Annotated in this window: 14 protein-coding genes; 9 read left to right on the top strand and 5 right to left on the bottom strand. The window is 60.1% G+C overall.

From position 1 onward, the window contains the following. Positions 1-13: 13 nt before the first annotated feature. Entirely contained in the window at positions 14-1,129 is a 1,116-nt protein-coding gene (locus CXQ94_RS08750; protein WP_104088678.1) for a magnesium and cobalt transport protein CorA, read from the bottom strand. Between the two features lie 185 nt (positions 1,130-1,314). Beyond that, positions 1,315-1,956, bottom strand: a complete 642-nt coding sequence (gene aztA / locus CXQ94_RS08745) for a zinc ABC transporter ATP-binding protein AztA (protein ID WP_258066890.1) — start codon at positions 1,954-1,956, stop codon at positions 1,315-1,317. A gap of 54 nt (positions 1,957-2,010) precedes the next feature. Between aztA and aztB the strand changes: the two genes are divergently transcribed. The 5 genes from aztB (at position 2,011) to CXQ94_RS08720 (ending at position 7,454) form a co-directional block, all read left to right on the top strand. Next, positions 2,011-2,910 (top strand): zinc ABC transporter permease AztB, encoded by a 900-nt coding sequence (gene aztB, locus CXQ94_RS08740; RefSeq protein ID WP_104088675.1) that lies wholly within the window; start codon positions 2,011-2,013, stop codon positions 2,908-2,910. Positions 2,911-2,912: 2 nt separating this feature from the next. Then, on the top strand, positions 2,913-4,145 hold the full coding sequence (locus tag CXQ94_RS08735; RefSeq protein ID WP_104088672.1) for an ABC transporter: 1,233 nt from the start codon (positions 2,913-2,915) through the stop codon (positions 4,143-4,145). Next, a complete protein-coding gene (aztC, locus tag CXQ94_RS08730; protein WP_104088669.1) occupies positions 4,142-5,053 on the top strand; it encodes a zinc ABC transporter substrate-binding protein AztC in 912 nt (303 codons plus the stop codon). The genes CXQ94_RS08735 and aztC overlap by 4 nt, the downstream gene beginning before the upstream one ends. A gap of 53 nt (positions 5,054-5,106) precedes the next feature. After that, positions 5,107-6,324: a zinc metallochaperone AztD gene (aztD, locus tag CXQ94_RS08725; RefSeq protein ID WP_258066889.1), complete on the top strand. Its 1,218-nt coding sequence runs from the start codon at positions 5,107-5,109 to the stop codon at positions 6,322-6,324. Between the two features lie 200 nt (positions 6,325-6,524). Next, positions 6,525-7,454: a ScbA/BarX family gamma-butyrolactone biosynthesis protein gene (locus CXQ94_RS08720; RefSeq protein ID WP_104088664.1), complete on the top strand. Its 930-nt coding sequence runs from the start codon at positions 6,525-6,527 to the stop codon at positions 7,452-7,454. A gap of 47 nt (positions 7,455-7,501) precedes the next feature. On the opposite strand, the gene CXQ94_RS08715 is transcribed toward CXQ94_RS08720, so the two are convergent. Then, the gene (locus tag CXQ94_RS08715; protein ID WP_104089258.1) at positions 7,502-8,086 is read right to left on the bottom strand and encodes a ScbR family autoregulator-binding transcription factor; all 585 of its coding nucleotides are present in this window, start codon (positions 8,084-8,086) and stop codon (positions 7,502-7,504) included. A gap of 73 nt (positions 8,087-8,159) precedes the next feature. Between CXQ94_RS08715 and CXQ94_RS08710 the strand changes: the two genes are divergently transcribed. Together CXQ94_RS08710 and CXQ94_RS08700 are read left to right on the top strand one after the other, a co-directional pair. Then, a complete protein-coding gene (locus CXQ94_RS08710) occupies positions 8,160-9,152 on the top strand; it encodes an NAD(P)-dependent oxidoreductase (protein ID WP_181034139.1) in 993 nt (330 codons plus the stop codon). Between the two features lie 561 nt (positions 9,153-9,713). Beyond that, the gene (locus CXQ94_RS08700; RefSeq protein ID WP_104088655.1) at positions 9,714-10,895 is read left to right on the top strand and encodes an amidohydrolase; all 1,182 of its coding nucleotides are present in this window, start codon (positions 9,714-9,716) and stop codon (positions 10,893-10,895) included. A 566-nt stretch (positions 10,896-11,461) separates the two neighbouring features. On the opposite strand, the gene CXQ94_RS08695 is transcribed toward CXQ94_RS08700, so the two are convergent. Beyond that, positions 11,462-12,787, bottom strand: coding sequence for a ferric reductase-like transmembrane domain-containing protein (locus CXQ94_RS08695; protein WP_181034138.1), 1,326 nt, complete (start codon positions 12,785-12,787; stop codon positions 11,462-11,464). 1,240 nt (positions 12,788-14,027) lie between these two features. Here CXQ94_RS08695 and CXQ94_RS08690 point away from each other — a divergent pair. Continuing rightward, positions 14,028-15,839: a glycoside hydrolase family 9 protein gene (locus CXQ94_RS08690; protein WP_258066887.1), complete on the top strand. Its 1,812-nt coding sequence runs from the start codon at positions 14,028-14,030 to the stop codon at positions 15,837-15,839. 18 nt (positions 15,840-15,857) lie between these two features. Next, positions 15,858-16,460, top strand: a complete 603-nt coding sequence (locus CXQ94_RS08685; protein WP_258066886.1) for a GNAT family N-acetyltransferase — start codon at positions 15,858-15,860, stop codon at positions 16,458-16,460. Between the two features lie 87 nt (positions 16,461-16,547). Here CXQ94_RS08685 and CXQ94_RS08680 read toward each other — a convergent pair whose 3' ends face one another. Beyond that, on the bottom strand, positions 16,548-18,221 hold the full coding sequence (locus CXQ94_RS08680) for a beta-N-acetylhexosaminidase (protein WP_104088646.1): 1,674 nt from the start codon (positions 18,219-18,221) through the stop codon (positions 16,548-16,550). Positions 18,222-18,609: the final 388 nt, after the last annotated feature.

Below are 18,609 nucleotides of genomic sequence, written 5' to 3'. Positions count from 1 at the left end.
AGCGGACAGCAACTTACATCCACTTTTTGGTTTTGAAGACGATGTAGAGCACTACCGCCAAGGCGAGCATCGCCCCCACCGCCGCTGGGTATCCAAGGGCCCAGTGCAATTCGGGCATGTTCTCGAAGTTCATCCCATAGATGGCTCCTATGAGGGTGGGTGCGAAGAGGATCGCCGCCCAGCCGGAAATCTTTTTCATGTCCTCGTTCTGCCGCTGAGCCACCAGCGTTGAGTTCACTCCTAGGATCTGTGAGAGTGCGTCGCGGAGTTCGGATACCCGGGAGCTGGCGTGGGTCAGGTGGTCGGCAACGTCTTGCAGATAGGCCTGCAGGGGTTCTGGAACTTCTTGCCGGTCAAAACCTTGGCGAAGGTCGGCCAAAACGTCTGCCATCGAGGTGGTTGTGTGTTGTAAGTCGATGACTTCCTGACTCAACCGGTAAATGCGTTCAGCGACGGCAGCGTCTCCGCTGAAGACTTGTCGCTCAATTTGTTCCTTGTCGATTGCCAGGCCGCGAAGTACAGGAATGTAGCCGTCGACGATCGCGTCCAGAAGCCGGTAGGCAACCGCTTCGGGACCAAGGGCTAGCAGGAACTCGTCGTCGAGGAGTGTACGACCGTCCCGGTCAGCGAGATCCGACGGATCCCCGGACATGGTCTCCTCGTCGGTCCCGTCGATCCATCGCTGATCTTGGCACAGGACAGCGATGGCGTGTGGGCGGACCACCACGTGAAACTCCGAGAAATCGACGCCTTCCGCGGCGTCGTTGTACCGTGCAGAACGTACGACCATGAAAAGGACATCACCGTAGCGTTCCAGCTTCGGGCGTTGACCGGCGTGCAATAGGTCTTCCAGTAGCAGCGGGTGCAGTTCCCACGCCTCGGCAAGCTCGTCGACATCCTGCGGTGTTGGTGCGGGGAAAAGACTTAGCGCCATCCGGTGTGGCGCAGCTTCGGCAAACTTCAGCGCGTCGGCCACGGATACGTGCTCCGGGGTGGGGCGAAGATGCCCATCGATGATGTACCGAGTCCGGCACGAGGAGACCGTCGCTCGAGGCATCTCGGGGGCGGGCCGCCGCTGGAATCGGACGCCCCGGCGGCGTATGGGCTCGTCATTGTCACGTAGCGGCATAAGTTTCTCTTCATTCACAATTCAGGGGTGGGCGAATCGCCCCGGCCTTGAGGGGACCATGCGCGCACCAAACTCTATGGCCCGTGCATCGACTTCCCGAGTCACTCAGCCAGCTTAGCCCGGCGATTGAACTACCCCTGATGTCCATGCTGCGTGGAGCGACCGTGAACAACACCAACCCTCAGCTAGCCGACTCGGCGGCCGCCCTCCAGGCTAACCACAAAGGTGGCCGCGGCAATGGATTCCCTGTCGTGGCTCACGAAGGCGACTGCCGCGCCCCGATTCGCTTCCTCGGCCAGTATGGAGCGGATGCGCTCCCGACTTCGGGCATCGAGTCCTGCGGCCGGTTCATCAAGAAGAAAGATTCGAGCCCGACGGGCCATTCCTTGCGCGAGCAGGACGCGTTGGCGCTGACCACCGGAAAGGCTGCCAAAGGGCCTTGTCGCAAGTTCGGCAAGTTGCACCCGGTCTAGGGCCTCGGCGACCCTCACCCTTCGCTCCCTGGTATTGGTCTTCACGGAAGATTTCTGCGACGGTCCCCAGGTTCCCATGAGAACCACTTCCCGGACAGTGAGGGGCAACGCATCCGGGATATCCACGCGCTGGACCACCAGCGCCACCTCGGCGGCCCGTTCCACCACCCCCGTCATGGGCCGTCGAACGCCGGCAAGAATCTCAATGAGGGTCGACTTGCCGGCACCATTGAGCCCGGCAATGGCTGTCATGGTGCCCCATCGCAGGTCGACGTCGACATTGTGCAGCACCGGAGCACCATCGAAATTGAAGGACAGGTTTCGCCCACGCATGGCATCGTCAGAAGAAGTCACACCTCACTCTAACCCCTATTTGATAATCGTTCTCATTATCATTAGTGTGATGGCATGCACTTGCTTACTGACCCCTTTTCCGCAGACTTCTTCCTCCGAGCGCTGCTCGGCGGCGCCCTCGTTGCGATCATCGCCGGCGTGGTGGGGACCTGGGTTGTGGTCCGCGGCATGGCATTCCTTGGCGAAGCGATCGGCCACGGAATGCTCCCAGGAGTCGCCCTGGCAACTATCGCGGGGGCACCCGCCGTCGTGGGAGCAGCGCTCAGCGCCATTGTCATGAGCGCACTGATCAGCGCACTGCAGCGGCGTGGCCGGCTATCCTACGACACGAGCATCGGCCTTCTGTTTGTTGCCATGCTGTCCCTCGGGGTCATCATCGTCTCGCACTCGAGGTCGTTTGCCACCGACGCCACCGCCATGCTTTTCGGTGACATCCTCGCCCTGAGCAGAGGGGACCTGATCGGCCTGCTCTGCGCCGCGATTGTGACAGTAATTGTTGCCGCAGCCCTGCACCGAAGCTTTGTTGCCGCGGCCTTCGACACCCGTATTGCCATGACATTGGGGCTCCGCCCCCACCTGGCCCAGCTGGCCCTGGTGGGCCTGGTAACACTTGCCGTAGTGTCCTCTTTCCAAGCTGTCGGATCACTGCTGGTGGTGGGATTGCTCCTAGCCCCGGCCGTCGCAGCCAGCCCCTGGACGTCAAGCATCCCTGTCCGTATGGTGGTCGCCGCCGCGTTCGGCATACTGGCCACGGCGGTGGGGCTGCTCTGTTCCTGGTACGGCGGCACGGCGGCAGGGGCTTCCATTGCGGCGGCGGCCATTGCCCTTGCAGGTCTCTCAAACGCCGCGGCCGGCCTCCTTGCGGTGCGCCGCAGATCGGCGGCACACACCGTCCAGAAATCCTCCGAAGACCGCCTACCCCGAGCTGTTTCCCTGCCACCCCTTGGAAAGTAACCATGAATACCCGAACACCACAGGCGGTCCTGGCCGCCGTCATTTTCCTTGCTGTCGCCGGTTGCGGCAGTTCCCCCGCCCCGCAAGCTGAGACGACGGGATCTACCCCATCAAAACACGGCGAGATCACCGGGGCCGCCGAAGTCGCTGAACCGCAGCTTCATCTCGTGGCCATCGACGCCGCGGGCAAAGCCTCCATGCTGGATCTCCTCAACGGCGCTGGCACTGAGTTGGGGTCGGTACATCCACCGCTGCGTGTCACCAGCGACGGGCGCTTTGTTTTTGCGGCCAGCACCACCGGCGTCGAGATCATCGACACCGGCGTCTGGACTTGGGACCACGGAGACCACTCCCACTACTACAGGGCCGGGCCTGCCTTGGTGGGGCCCGTTGCTGGACAGGGTGTGGCGTCCGTCGCCACCGGGCCGCTCTCCACCTCCGGCACTACAGGCTTCTTCTTCCCCACTTCCGGCTCTGCCGTTCTTATAGACAACGCGGCGCTGGGGGACGGCAGAATCTCCGAGACTCTTCGCCTGGAAATCGCCCCTCACACCGGCGTCATCGCCCCTCTGGGTGACGGCGCACTTGTCACTGAGCCGGATGGAAGCGGCACCCCCGTGCGCCTGCGCGCTGTTACCGCCAGCGGTGCGGAACTAACGACGACGGCGTGCCCCGCGGCTGCGGGCACCATCGCCACCAGGGCGGGTCTGGTTATCGGATGCGCCGACGGCGCGGTGATCGCCAGGAGCGAGGGGGCAAACCCTGTGCTCGAACACGTTCCATATCCGGAAGGGTCCCCTGCCCCGGCCACCTCATTTAGCGGACGCAAGGGCCGGCCCACGGTCGCTGGTCTCGGAGACGGCACCGGGGTGTGGCTGCTCAATACACGCCAGCGCTCGTGGGACTGGCTTCCCACCTCTACACCGGTGCTCGCCGCCGCCGCAGTGGACGACGAAGCCGGGCACGTCGTCGTCGTCAGCAAAGACGGCACTGTCCAGGTGTATGACGCAAAGAGCAAGGAGCAACTCTCTGCGACCGCGCCCCTGATGCCCGCAACCCTAGCCGATCCGGCACTGACGGGGAGGGTGGAACTCACCGTTGACGGCGAGCGCGCCTACGTCAGCGCACCGGCGGAGGGTGTGGTGTTTGAGATTGCCTACGCCGACGGTGCCCGCATTGCCCGGACCCTCACGTTGCTGACGCAGCCCGTGCACCTCGCGGAGACGGGCCGATGAGGGGCCTGCCGCAGTTGGCAGTCGCCGCCGTGCTGGCGATGGTTGTCTCGGGGTGCTCCCCAGCGGCACCGTCGCAAGGACCGCAGGTGGTGGTCACGACCAACATTCTCGGGGATGTGACGCGCCAGGTCCTAGGGGATCAGGCCACCGTGACCACACTCATGCAACCCGGTTCCGACCCGCACTCCTTTGATATTTCCGCTCGGCAGGCGGCCCTGATGGGCAACGCTGACCTCGTGGTTTCCAATGGCCTGGGCCTAGAGGAAGGGTTGCAGCAGCATCTGGACAGAGCCTCCGGCGCTGGCGCACCCATGCTGGTCGCCGGTGAGGTGATCGACGTCGTCCCATACAGCGCGGGGGACGCGAAGGGTGCGCCGGATCCCCACTTCTGGACCGATCCGGCTGCCATGCTCGACGTCGTCAACGCCCTTGAAACCGCCGTCGGAAAAATCCAGGGGATCAATAGGGAGGAGCTGGCTATCAGCGCGTCCGCCTACCGGGCTCAACTCAAGGACCTCGACGCCGAGATGACAGAGAAATTCGCTGCGCTCCCTCCGGAACGTCGCGCATTGGTCACCAACCACCACGTTTTTGGCTACCTCGCGAAACGGTTCGATTTTCGGGTCATCGGGGCCGTGATTCCCGGGGGAACCACACTCGCGGCTCCTAGCGCTGCCGACTTGCGCCAACTCAGCGAAGCGATCACCAGCGCCGGCGTTCCGACCATTTTTGCCGAATCATCCACGCCCGATCGCCTGGTTCAAGTCCTCGCCCAAGAGGCCGGCATGGACGTGCAAGTGGGCGAATTGTTCACGGAATCACTGACCGGCCCCGCTGGTGAGGCCCCCACCTACTTGGACATGATGCGCGTCAATACCCAACGAATCGTCCGGGGACTTTCTCCCTGATCACGCTCACACCACGGTGCTTGCACCTAACAATGAAAATGAGGAACCACCACATGCTTTACCAACGAAAACCCCACCTGGGAGTAGCCGCCGCGCTTGCAGGAATCACCTTGCTGGCTTCCGCCTGCGGCAACGCAGCCGGAACGGCCACCACAACGGCCTCGTCGTCCAGCACTTCCGCTGCCTCCGCCAACGCACACGGGCGCATTGCAGTTTCTTCAGAGGGCGGCATCAGCGTCCTGGACGGAAAGACTCTCGAGGTCGTTCAGAAGTTTGATTCCGAGAAGTTCACTCGGCTCAACCCCGCCGGAGACGGCCGGCACGTCATCGTGACCACGACAGCCGGTTTCCAGCTGCTTGATATGGCCGAGCCCAGACTCACCGATCTGGTGATTGGCGCTGCGGCAGCGGGCCATGTGGTCCGGCACGCCGGCAACACGGTCCTCTTCGACGACGGAACGGGGACCACCACGATTCTGAAATCCGAAGACCTCGCCCATGTCAGCGGCGCCCTTCCCCAGAAAAAGACATACACGGCAGATTCACCACACCATGGGGTATCAATCGTGCTGGCGGATGGGAAACTCCTCACCACGGTGGGTGATAAAACATCCCGTTCCGGAGCTGTCGCCATGGAAGCACACGAGGACCATTGGCATGTTGCCGCAGAGAGCAAGGAGTGTCCCGGGATCCATGGAGAAGGTACTGCCGCCCATGAGGCCGTGGTCTTCGGTTGCGAGGACGGCGCGCTGCTATACCAACAGGGTAAGTTCCGAAAGTTCACCGCGCCGGACAAGTACGGCCGGATGGGCAACGCCTTTGTCTCAGAGACCAGTCCGGTTGTGGTTGGCGACTACAAGAACAATCCCGATGCGGAAGGCTACCTACTCAACTCCGTAGCTCTCATCGATACCGAGAAGGACAGCTACAACGTGGTCCAGCTTCCCGACGCCGTCCATTACACGTTCAGGGGCGTTTCCAGAGGCCCCGGGGACCTGGCCTACATCCTGTCCACGGATGGTTCCATCCACGTTCTCGACCCGGAAGACGGAAAGATCGTCAATAAGTTCCCCGTGATCGCGGGCTGGGAGGGACCAAAAGAGTGGCAGGACGCCCACCCCGCCATCGTGGCGAACCGCGCCACAGCCTATGTCACCGAACCTGCAACGAACACCATCCACGCAGTGGACCTCACCACAGGGAAGATCACTGCATCCAAGAAAATGGACGGTGTCCCCAACGAAATCGCCATCACCGTTGGAGCGCACTAGCTAAACGACTGCGGGCAACCACGCAGTCACGCCCCGAGAAGATCCACAGATGACATGAGAATGGCCTCACCAGTTTATTGGGGGACAACTGGTGAGGCCATCTCAAATGAGACTAGAGGCTCGTGCTCACTCAGGTCAAACTCGAGCAAGGTCGCAGCCAAACAACCGCTAGAATTTAGACATTTCACCATGGGGTGTCTATGAATGAGCTGGAAACGATTGGCTGGCAACGTGAACCGGGGTCGCCTGAGCTAAACTTCGGTGCGCCCATTCGCCGCGCGCTCGTCCATCGGAGCGCAATATCCGAAGTGTTCATCACGGATATCGACCACCATAGCGCTAACCATGTCCTGATGGGTGCACAATGGCCGAGGTGGCACGTCTTTTATGGAGCCAACCTGGCTGGTACGGATTCGGCCCTAATGGCAGAAACTCTGAGACAGGCAGTCATAGCCCTTTCCCACACGCGGGGTGTCCCCCTGAACCACCAGTTCCTATTGCCACACATGGACATCACAGTGACTAACCCTAGACTCGACGGGAGCCGTCCGGCCGAGGTCAGCGTTGAACTCACTATTCGGCAGATCCAAGGCTCGTCAGGCATACCCTCGCAGCTGGACGTCGATGCCAGGTTCGTCGTGGCAGGCACCGAAATCGGACAAGGAAACGCGTCGGCCCGGATACTCGGAGCCGCAGCGTATGAACGGTACCGTAGCCGTCGCGCACCTGCAGATGCGCTCGAAACCACCACTCAGACAGGCCTGCTCGAACCTTACATCGTGGGGCACCACAGCATCCGCAATGTGCTTTTGGGGAGTCTCCTAGGGTCGCAGCGATGGCCGCTCGTAGTCGATCAGACTCATCCAATCTTCTTTGACCATCCGCTGGATCATGTTCCCGGAATGCTGCTCATTGAAGCGTCCCGTCAGGCGCTGCGGGCATCCTATGGAGTCCCCCACGCTGACTTCTCGCAGTTCAGTGCTGACTTCTTTCACATCGTGGAGTTCGGTCAGGACATTGAGGTGGTGGTGCCATCGTCAGGGGTGGAACCAAATCGGGTGGCCGTTGAGGTAATTCAGGGCGATCGAGTCGTGGTGGGCCTCAAGGGACTTCTCACTGCCGCGACGTAGCTATCCGACTAGCAGAGGACGCGCACCACCATTTCGCTTCGGGGCCGTTACCGAGCTGGGGCGAGTGCCCGCAGCATGAACTCCCACATTTCTTCGATCCGTTGCAGGACGTCCTCCCGTGAGGTCAACACGTTCGAGACCAACTGCACCCCGGTAAAGGAGGAAACCAGGAAAGGCGCAAAAGCCGCCGGGTCAATATCCCTAGCCACGGTATCTTCGATCTGAGCCCGACGTAGCAGGGCCTCCATTGTCGTGATCCAGTCCCTGTAGGGCGAAGCGACATTGGCGCTGAAGGCCGACGACTCAAAGGTTAGACGGATGCCCGCCCTCACCACCGAGTCATCGAGCAATTGCTGACCGAAAAGCCTACACATGCCAATGATTGTTTGAAGTGCCGACTCCCCGGAGCTTGCCAGGTCCGCAGATAGATTACGGACGCGCAAATGCTGCTCCGCGATCACTGCCAGAGCGAGCTCCTCTTTTGACTCGAAATGAAAGTAGAGAGCGCCCCGGGTCACCGCCGCACGCACAGTGATGTCGCTCAGACTTGCGTTCGCGTAGCCCTTTTCATCGAAGACCAGCGCCGCCCCTCCAATGATGGCCCGGCGGGTATCTTTGGCACGTTGTTGCATGGTGAGGGAAGACCTTCTCTGCGTGGCAATCGGGGATACTCTAAAGAATGTTTCCAACCAGGAACCGAGATCAGTGAAACCATCACCTGCCAGTAGCAACGACTCCAGAATCCTCGTCCTAGGTGCTGCCGGATTCATAGGAAGCCACGTTGCCACCTCCATGGCACAATCGGGCCAGGCCCACGTAACAATGCTCAGGCGCCAGCCCCACCACAGCCCCGGAAATCTCCACGCTACCACCGTGTACGGGGACATTACGGCTCCCGAAAGTCTGAGGGCTGCGCTGCCAGGGATCGACGTCGTCGTGCATTCGGCTTCCTACATTGGGCCCGACCCGGAGAAGACACGCGAAGTCAATGAAATTGGCACGATGAATGTCATCGATGAATGCCAGCGCGCCGGAATAGAGCGAATCATCTATGTCAGCACCGCCGCCGTCTACGGGACAGGACCTCACCGTGGCCTGTCCGCGAGCGAGCCCGAGTACCACCCGTCATCGGGTTCCAGCATCAGTCGTGCCCGTGCCGAGCAGATGGTCCTCAGCAACGGAGGTGAGGTGGTGCGGCCAAATCTTGTGTTTGGCCGCGGCGATCGGTGGGTCATTCCAGGGCTGTTGAAAATGATGGCCGCTGGCGGCGAATGGCCTGGCGACGGTTCTGCTCTGTTGTCGATCATAGGAGTAGCCGACCTAGGCCATCTAGTAGGAGGACTCGCACTCACCCCTCCTCAACGAGGGCAGGCCTTTCACGCCGCATACCCGGAGCCGATCGCCGTGTCCCGACTGCTTCGAGCTGTCGCTACTGCCTTCCGGACCAATGAGCCTACGTATTCACCCCATGTGGTTCAGGCAAGGATGTCCATGGAACTAGCCGGGTTTAGTAGTCACCAGATTGACATGGTCACCATGGACCACTGGTACCGTTCCGACCGGCTCTGGGACCTGGCGGGGTTGACGCCCCCAGGACTTGCAGCAAGCCTTGGTGGCCTCTCTGGGTCATATCCAGACTTGCTTCCCGAAGTTCCACCATTCCGGGTTGCTAGGGAATCCGGGGGAGGTCCATCTTAACCACCGGTCTAGGTGGACCGGAAACCGCAGTGACCTGAAGGGATCACAAATAATCGGGTCGGCCAGTTTGTTTTTGATTCAACTGAACTTTAGAATCATCCTAGGGACGATTCAGGATTCGCTGAAGCGTCACTTGCAGTCCGATTGGGGGGAAGTGCGGTCGGTACGTCGACCGCACTTGGGCGGACCTCCACGCCCACGCGATTACATGCCACTGCACCCCGAACGGGCCTGCGGACAGCCCGGCGAACGAGACCATCCAGTCAGCTGGATGTGTTCCCGCGCGGAACAAGATCTGAAATATGTCTCGCCAGGTCAGGGCATACTTGAGCCTCAAAACCCATGCTCTGATACCAACGTTCATGTCCCTTCTTCACCAGCAAGGGGCCATAGTGAGCTGTTACCGCATGGTGATGGCACGCCCCGTTCTATTCCGCCAGGAAACGGGACACCGAGAAGTCTGACTGGCGCTCAGTAACGGGTCGAGGCTGGCAGCATGCGATGTGTCTGCCCTTCGATGATCTGTTGCGTTAGGCGAGGATGACGCGGCAGGATAAGTCCATGACGATCGATGAACTCTACCGTGACCTGCATGCTCATCCGGAACTCTCTTTTCAGGAGACACGTACGGCCGCTATGGCCGCCGTTGAACTCCGGGCGGCGGGATTCGATGTCATCGAGGGTATCGGGATCACAGGCGTGGCCGGGGTACTTCACAACGGCGACGGACCGACGGTACTGCTGCGGGCTGACATGGATGCGCTGCCCGTTACGGAGGCTACCGGCCTCGGATACGCGAGCACCGTGGCCGGTGTCATGCACGCGTGCGGGCACGACGTGCACGTCGCATGTCTGATCGGCGCGGTCCGGGAACTGGCCGCCACGCGGGCGCAATGGGCCGGCACGGTTGTCGCCGTGTTCCAGCCGGCTGAGGAAGCCGGCGGCGGCGCCCAAGCAATGCTCGACGACGGATTCTATGAGAAAGTGCCAGTGCCGGACGTGGTACTCGGCCAGCACGTCGGGCCCGCACCAGCCGGGACCCTCGGCGCCCACCCCGGTGCGGCCTTTGCCTCAGCCGACAGCATCGACATCACTGTGCGTGGACGCGGCGGCCATGGGTCCCGACCCGAGACGACGATCGATCCGATTGTGATCGCCGCAGCCATCGTGGGCCGGCTGCAGACCATCGTCTCCCGCGAGATCGCACCGCAGGAAACCTCCGTGGTGACCGTCGGGCGAATCAACGCTGGCACCAAGAACAACATCATCCCGGAGAGCGCCGAGCTCGGACTAAGCATGCGCGCCTACAGCGAGGAAGTGCGGCAGCGCATCATCACCGCGATCAAGCGCATAGTTCATGCCGAGTCCGCCGCGGCGGGCGCCGCCGAGGCACTCATCGAATTCGCCGAATCGTTTCCGGTGACAATCAACGACCGTGTGTCCACCGAGCGCACGATGGCTGCATTCCGGTCTGCGTTCGGCGAAGATGCCGTCATTGACCCGGGCCCCGTGTCCGGCAGCGAAGACGTTGGCCTGCTCGCGACGGCGGTCGGTGCGCCCCTAGTCTACTGGATACTCGGTGGCGCAAACCCGGAAAAGTACCTCGCGGCCGCGAACGCGGGGACGATAGACCGTGATATTCCGTCGAATCATTCGCCCTTTTTTGCCCCGGAAATCCAGCCGACGCTTGATCGCGGAGTCGCGGCACTGGTCACCGCCTGCCGGGAGTGGCTGCGATCATAATGCGGCATATCTCAACATCTGGAGGGATCCACACATTGTAGGGCTAAACGGCAATTCGAGTGCTAACACATTTCCAAGTACCAGAGCACTTCAAGAAATCCTCCCTGACATTCGGTCGTCGTTTGGCGGGCTGCTCCGGGCACATCAGTAGCTTCAATGCTGAATATCAGAGGCCTCCATCGCGCCCCCGACGTCGCTCCATTTTGCGAGGTATGTCGCTTGGATCCTATCCAGGAACGCCGCGAGAACAATGGTTGAGCGCGCACACCAGTGTTGCCCATGACGTGTTCTTTGACAAGACGCATCAGCCAACCGAAGTGTGCGGCAGACATCGCCAAGCAACTCTCGATCGTAAGGGCGGCTACCCGACGGTTCCAACTGGCCGCCAGATGAGGTGTGGGTCTAGGCTCATGGAATCCGCGTGTCTCCTAGTCGGGGCCACGGCTGTCGCAGACCCCACGGGCTTCTATATTCGGGCCAGTCCGAAAATGATGCTGGCTAGGAGAAGGACTCCGCCGATGATAACGACGAGTCGGGTTGTCCAGGCTTGGCGCATTGTGACTTCCTTAGATCATGTCGAAGCGTTCGGAACTAACCTGGCTGTAGGGCACGCCCACCTGCGCTAGGGCCTCCTCCATCGCGTCCATCATGGGTGTTGATCCGCAAATGAGAAATTCGTAGCGCCTGTATTGGGCTGGTAACCGGCGTTCCAACATTTCAACTGAGATCCGGCCCACTTCCCCGTCCCAGTCCGGAGGCGGTGTTCCAATCACGTGGATGAGGTTGAAGTTGGGCATCCGATCGCTGAGCTGCTCCAACTCCTCACGCAAGACCACATCTTCCCAGGTTGCACTGGCATAGAACAATGTCACGGGCCGGACGTCTTCCCGCACCAGCATTGTCAATAGCATGCTGTACATCGGGGTCACGCCAACACCGCCAGCTACGAGAACATATCCAGGGCCTTGGCGTTGGTCCATGCTAAATACACCGTGGGGACCGTCGACGTACACCCGGGTCCCGGCCTCCACACGTGAAATAGTCTCTGTAAAGTCACCGGCAACCTTGATGGTCATGCTGATGGATCCTCCTGGTTGCGTGTCGGCCGCCGAGGAGAAAGAGAACGGATGTTGGGTGATGCTAAACGGGGATCGTCCAATGGCAATCCAACCGAACTGTCCTGGTTTGAAACGAAATCCGTCATGTCCAACGGGAGCAATCACCAAGGTCGTGGCGTTACCTCGTTCCGGCTTCACTTCCACAACACGCCAGGGGCGTCGGAGCCTCATCAGCGGACTAATCAGACGGACCCACACCAACAGGAAAATCAGGATGCCAATGTAGCCCTCGAAAAGAAGATGGCGCAGGGTTCCGGTGACAAAGTAGCCAACCAAACTGGCATGGAGGAGCCCAAAGAGGACTACGGCGACAGCTATGAGGCCATGCGTTAGTTTCCAAACTTCATAGCGCAGCCGAAGACGCTTGCGCCACACCGATAACCCGATCAACACCAGGAGCGCGAGAACACTAAGCACGGCGAACCTTGCCCGCCAGAGTGCCGTCACCGGATTCAGTAAAGCTAGGTACTGGGCATCTGCGATGAACAGCAGCACCGGGTGCGCCACCACAAAGATGAGCCCCACGAAAGTGATTTGGATATGAAATTTAAGCAAGGCATCGATCCCGAAAGGTGCCGCAACAACTTTGAACCGGGCAATTAACACGAACTGGAAGGCCAGCATCGATAACCCGACAAAACCGAGTGCCACCGAGAAATCGATCAGGAACGAGCGCCCTGTCGAGCTGGGATGGCCCAGGGCGAGAAGGAGCGGCGCTATACAAAAGAGAACGTAGAAGGAAAGCCATGCCAGAGCGCTGAAAGCATTCTTCACAGAACTCCCGGCCCGCATCGAGCCACCCTAACCGTTGGGGCTACCACTGGACGCGCCCCGCCTACATTGTTCCGCAACCCATTCATCTTCCACTCCTTGGACGAAAAATCACGTGAATGACCCTCAGTAGACCGATCACTATTTCCCTGAAGACTTCCCTGAACTTCGTTGACAGAGCTGCCCGCTTCTCAAGTATCCAGTCGAGCACTCATTGTTATCCTTGCAAAAATCGATCAGCGAACCCTGCCGGGAATCATGGCATCGCTTTGCAGGCATCCGGATAGGAACCCGATTTGTCGAGCATAGTATGTTTGCCATAAACCTTCGAGGAATTGGTTGCCCCGGGCGAAACGGAGGCGGTCATGGTTACACCAATTGACCCACTCGAACACAATCCCGATGACACCCGATCCGATCTTCACGCCCCAACGCCGAGGGGGCTGCCCCGGCCTTGCTTGACTCCTTCACCTGGCGAGTTGAAGTTCGTGGAGGGACATCGACGATGCCCAACTTATCCCCAACTACGCCTCTCGTTTCGACGAAATGCTCAACAACCGCACGCTCTGCGATTCAAACCGTCCCCGACAAGGCGAATTTAGCGCTCCCTCCGGCCACACGAGAGCGATCACTTCAGCCCACCTGATCATTCCAGACCAAATCCCAACCAGACCCGCCGCGCAAAGGAATGATCCACACCGGGATGTCCCCATTCGACGTCAGCAGAGCAACGCGACCCCACAACAAAGCGGCATTCAGTGGGCCAGGAACCCTGAAAATTCCAACCGTTAGCACCACCCGAAACAGCCCGCACCAAACAGCCGGAAATTCAACCGAATGTATACACCAACGACAACTATCACCGCCGGTCAAAGGCGGCTGAGTACTCAAAATCACTCGTTTGTTATCACGATTTAGCAGCCCACTGTAGGCCCGAGGATCAATCCCCGCTTGCCATTCGTGACTCTTGAGCCTTGTTCCTGCGGCATACGCGCAACAATGATATCGACCATGTTGCCGTTATTTCTCCTTCATTACGGGAGGTTTCAGGCGGCTCGGTCAGAAGGTCCCGCTGCAAGCGCGCGGCCTTCGTCATTTCAGTCAGGACGTCGTTGCAAACACAGCCAAGAACATCAAGTGGTTGTGCTTTCTCAAAAAGTCAGCGGCATCAAAGCAGGGACGATTCACATTGGCATGCCCGCCAAGCGTCAACCGGCATTCGAGATCAACAATCATGTATTGTGTGGTCTTAAGTGATTACTACCAGCAGACCGGAGACCCAATGGCGCAGCCCGCCCCAGTAACCGTCCTGGCCAACCACCTTGGCTATTCGAATGAAGGCAGCGCCGCAGTTGTGCTCAATGCACCCGATCAGCCGACTATTAACGAAGCCCGGCTCATCGGACCAACCGGGGACACCACGATCCTCGACACCCCTTTCTGGCAGGAAGTTTTCGGTTGGAGAACAGGCTGGTACGCGCGCATTTCTCTTCCGGAGACACGGAAGGCCGGCAGTTACCACGTTGAAGTCGATACCCCGGAGGGCACTTTCTCCTCACGCACTTTTGTAGTGGGCCCAAGCCGCCTGCAACAGCAGACCATCTCTGACGTATTGGCCTATTTCCGGTCATCGCGCTCTTTTGGCGAAATCGACCGCAAAGACACCCACGCAAAATTCTTCGCCGACAATTCAGGTGCGGAGGTTGACGCGCATGGGGGGTGGCTTGACGCTTCAGGGGACATGTCAAAATTCCTTTCACACCTGACCTACACGCGTATGATGAGCCCCCAGCAGATTCCCTTGTGTGCCTGGGCCTTCGCGGCTGCTCGCGACGAACTGGCCGCACGCCACCCTGAGATGGCCGCCCACCTCGGTGCCAGGCTGCGTGATGAGGCCTTGTACGGTGCCGACTTCCTCGTTCGATTCCAGTCTCGCGAAGGCTACTTCTACACTGCAATCTTCGACGCCCTGACCAAAAACCTCGATGAACGCGTGATCAATGCACCCCTGCAAAACAGCGTGCGGACGCAACGGTGGCAGGCCGCATACCGCCACGGAGGAGGTATGGCGATTGCCGCACTGGCCCGAGCAGCAACTCTGGAGATTGATGGCAGCGAAGCAAGCCGCGCCGACTATCTCAACGCCGCTGCCCGCGGTTTCACCCACCTTGAAGAACACAACACCGAGTACTCCTTCGACGGCACGGAATCGGTAATCGATGACTACTGTGCCTTGATGGCCGCCGCCGAACTCACCAACGCCCTGCGCACAGCACAAGAGGATGCCGTGCCTCAGGACTGGGGCCCGGAGCAGAAGGCAGAGTTACTTGCCGCAGTCGTCCAGGCCGGCAAACAGCGCGCCGAGAACCTTGCCAGCCGCTGGCGCACCGATGCAGACGACGTCGGCTACCTCTCAGGAGATGTGGACGGCACACCGTTCTTCCATGCGGCTGAAACCGGCCTGCCGGCGATCGCCTTGTTGCGTTGGGCCGACGTCGCGCAGGACCCGGAGCAGATTGCTGCGGCCCAACAACTGGCAACTGCACTCATGGTGGCGACACTCACCCGTGTTGACAGCACGTCCAACCCCTTCGGCTACCTACGCCAATACACGCAGGGGCTGGGCCAGTCGCCGCGAAACACCTTCTTCTATCCCCATGAAAATGAGACTGGATACTGGTGGCAGGGAGAAAATGCCAACATCTCCTCCGTCGCGTATGCGGCATCCCGTGTTGCGGACCTTGCAAGCACGACGCCGGAAACCGCGCTTCGGCTACGTCGCCTCACCAATGACTTGGTGCACTGGGTGACGGGCCTAAACCCCTTCGACACCTCAATGCTGCAAGGGCGCGGCTTCAACAATGCCGAGTATTCAACCGCCTTCCAAAACTTACCGGGCGGGATCCTGAACGGAGTAACCTCCGGATTCACTGACGAGAATGACATCACATTTCTTCCACAAGGCCCGGCACAACAAGGCGACGCTTGGCGCTGGGCCGAACAATGGATCCCCCACTCAGGCTGGTACCTGCTTGCTGTTTCTTCCGCCCGCTAACCCCAAGGAATCTTTACTGTGCCCATTCGAGCATTTCAACCCATAGACATGCCCGGCCTCTACGACGTGTGCCTACGCACCGGCGATTCTGGCCAAGATGCAAGAAACCTGTACGCCAATCAACACCTGCTTGGACATATCTACGCGGGCCCCTATCCGACCGCAGATCCGGGGCTAACATTTGTGCTAGCCGACTCTCAGGGAGTGGCCGGCTACGTCGTTGCGACAGCGGACACCAACGCTTTCGAGCATTGGTGCGAAGAAAACTGGTGGCCCCCGCTGCGCAAACAGTACCCAGCTATCCTTGCAGCGGACCCGGGTGATGGAAGTCAGGACTGGCTTCGCATTCGGGCACTCCATGAGGCAAGCCCCACTCACGACGAGATACTCAAGAACTATCCTGCCCATCTTCACGTTGATTTGCTTCCGCGAGCCCAAGGTGCCGGCGCTGGCCGCTCACTGATCCAAACGTTGATCACCGCGCTCCGTGCACGTGGAGTGACCGGTCTGCACCTCGGTGTAGGTTCGGGCAATCCCGGCGCCCGTAAGTTCTACCTGGCCATGGGATTCAGGGAGGCCCGGGTGCAGGCCTGGGGCTCGACCATGGTTTTGGAGCTCTAAACCTGCCCACAAAGTATTCCAACTGACGCAAAAGATAAGGACCCCGGCGAAACTGACGGGGTCCTTATCTAGATCTCACAAATTCGGCTACGATGCCTGGTCAGACACCGAGTCGAGCCACTTTCTGGTGGCATCCATGGTGCCCCGAGCAGTGCGCTGCCATACGCCGGTGCCCCCCGCCTGCCACGGCTTAGGCCCCTCGAAAGGCCGGTATTCAACCCCCAGGGCGTCCAGTCGCGGCAGATGAGACTTGATCCGGCCAACAAGTTCCGGCACGTTACTGACGGGGCCGGACCAAAGCACCTCGGCCAAGGCGCAGGCCCGCGGGAATGCCAAGTAATCAAGCTTGCGTTCTGAATTGACCCATTCGGTCCAGATCTGAAACTGCCCACCCAACACGTGACCTGCCTGTTGCGCATCCCAATCCGAGGGGATCGGCTCAAACTTTGCAACGTCCTCGACGGTCATGGGCCCACCCTCTGATCGGGGCTCACTTTCGTCGTCGGATTGGTCAAAGTTGAAATATGTGGGGTAGAGCGGAGAACGCACCACATCTTGGGTCCGGGCCGAACGTGCCTGCGCCGTATCTCCGCGCCAGGCAGTCACGATGGTATCTTCCAGAACTCCCCCGGTCAGGACTGCCTCATCCCACACGAGGGCGCGGACGCCCAGGGTTGCGAGGCGCCCGGCAAGGGTGCGCAGCAGATGTCCGTGCATCTGTTCGGGCTGGGTGTACCCGTGTTCAGCCATCTCCGCAGCAATGACAGGATCCCCGGCCCACCAGGACATGTCACATTCGTCGCCCCCGAGGTGCACATACTTCACCTGCGTCGCGGTGACGAGCTCCTCAAGGAGAGCGCCAAGCATTTCTGCCGTATGGCGGGCAGGGCTCACGGATGACCCGCCAGCCCAGACAGTGTCCTGAATCTGGTGGTCCTCCCCCGGCCTGCCTAACTCCGGATAGGCCGCGCGCAGGGCACTTGTGTGCCCTGGCACATCAATTTCCGGAACCAATTCGATGCCACGTTCACGTGCGTAACTGGCGATCTCGGCAAGGTCGGCCATAGTGTAGATACCGCCGTGCGGGGTGTTGTCCGGTTCCCCTTCGGGGCCCAGCTTGGTCGAGGGGCGCCACGCTGCGGCTTCCTCCAGCCGGGGGAAAGCCTCAGAGATAATCCTGAATCCTTGGTCGTCAGTCAGATGCAGATGCAGCCTATTGAATTTGTGGGCCGCGAGCAGGTCAATGTAGCGCAGCGCTGTGCGGGGCGGCTGATAGTGGCGGGCAACGTCGAGCATAGCGCCGCGCCAGGGGTATGCGGGCGCATCTTCAATGACTCCCACAGGAAGCACAACGGAGGCACCGTGCGGCAGGCCGTCTCGGCGTAGCGCGGATGCGGGCAATAGCTGGGTCAACGTGGTGAAGGCATTGACCACAGCTTCGGCGTCGGTGGCGGTGATCTCAACGCCGTCCGTTTCAATTTCAAGCCGATACCCTCCGTATGCTGCACCTTCGGGCGTCACCCCGGTGCGCACAGAGAGCCGGACGGGGCTCGAACCGTCCGGGGAACCCAGCAGACCGTGCCGGGCCAGGGTCCTGAGACTTGCATGGGCCACTGCGCTTGAATCGGGACCTTCGACACTGAGCCCAAAACCTGCGCACAGTTCAAGCTCACCCAGGCCTGGCTCAATGCTTTGGGGGCGCGGGACAAGGGAAGCGTACCTGTCATGGACATTTTCGTGTGGTGCATCACAATACAACATAAGACCACATAAGCATGATTTGAATTCTTTGTCACCTTCCGGTCCTAGTGGTTCCTATCGCAACTCCTCAGAAACGGCGCATTCGCCCCAGGCAATCCAACAAGCAAGCCCTGGGTGGCTTTTCGTAATTCCGGGAGCGTTCCGCACCGGAGACGGGTCCACGTGAAATGCTCGGTAATGTAGAGGAAGTGCGTGGCCACGCCCACTGGCTTCACTCCCCACCAGGCTACTCCAGGGTATAGCCGCGGTGACAGTTAGCTGAAAGTTCATTGAAGGTTCACCGAAAGTGTTTCGGCTCATAAGACAACCGAAGACCAAAATCAAATTTCACAACCACTTGTTCCACTGTTGTTTCTAGTGGTATGTTTCATTCACCTTCTGGTCTTGT

Source organism: Arthrobacter sp. GMC3 (assembly GCF_002929305.1).
Classification (GTDB): Bacteria; Actinomycetota; Actinomycetes; order Actinomycetales; family Micrococcaceae; genus Specibacter.
This window is presented reverse-complemented; position numbering and strand designations above follow the sequence as displayed.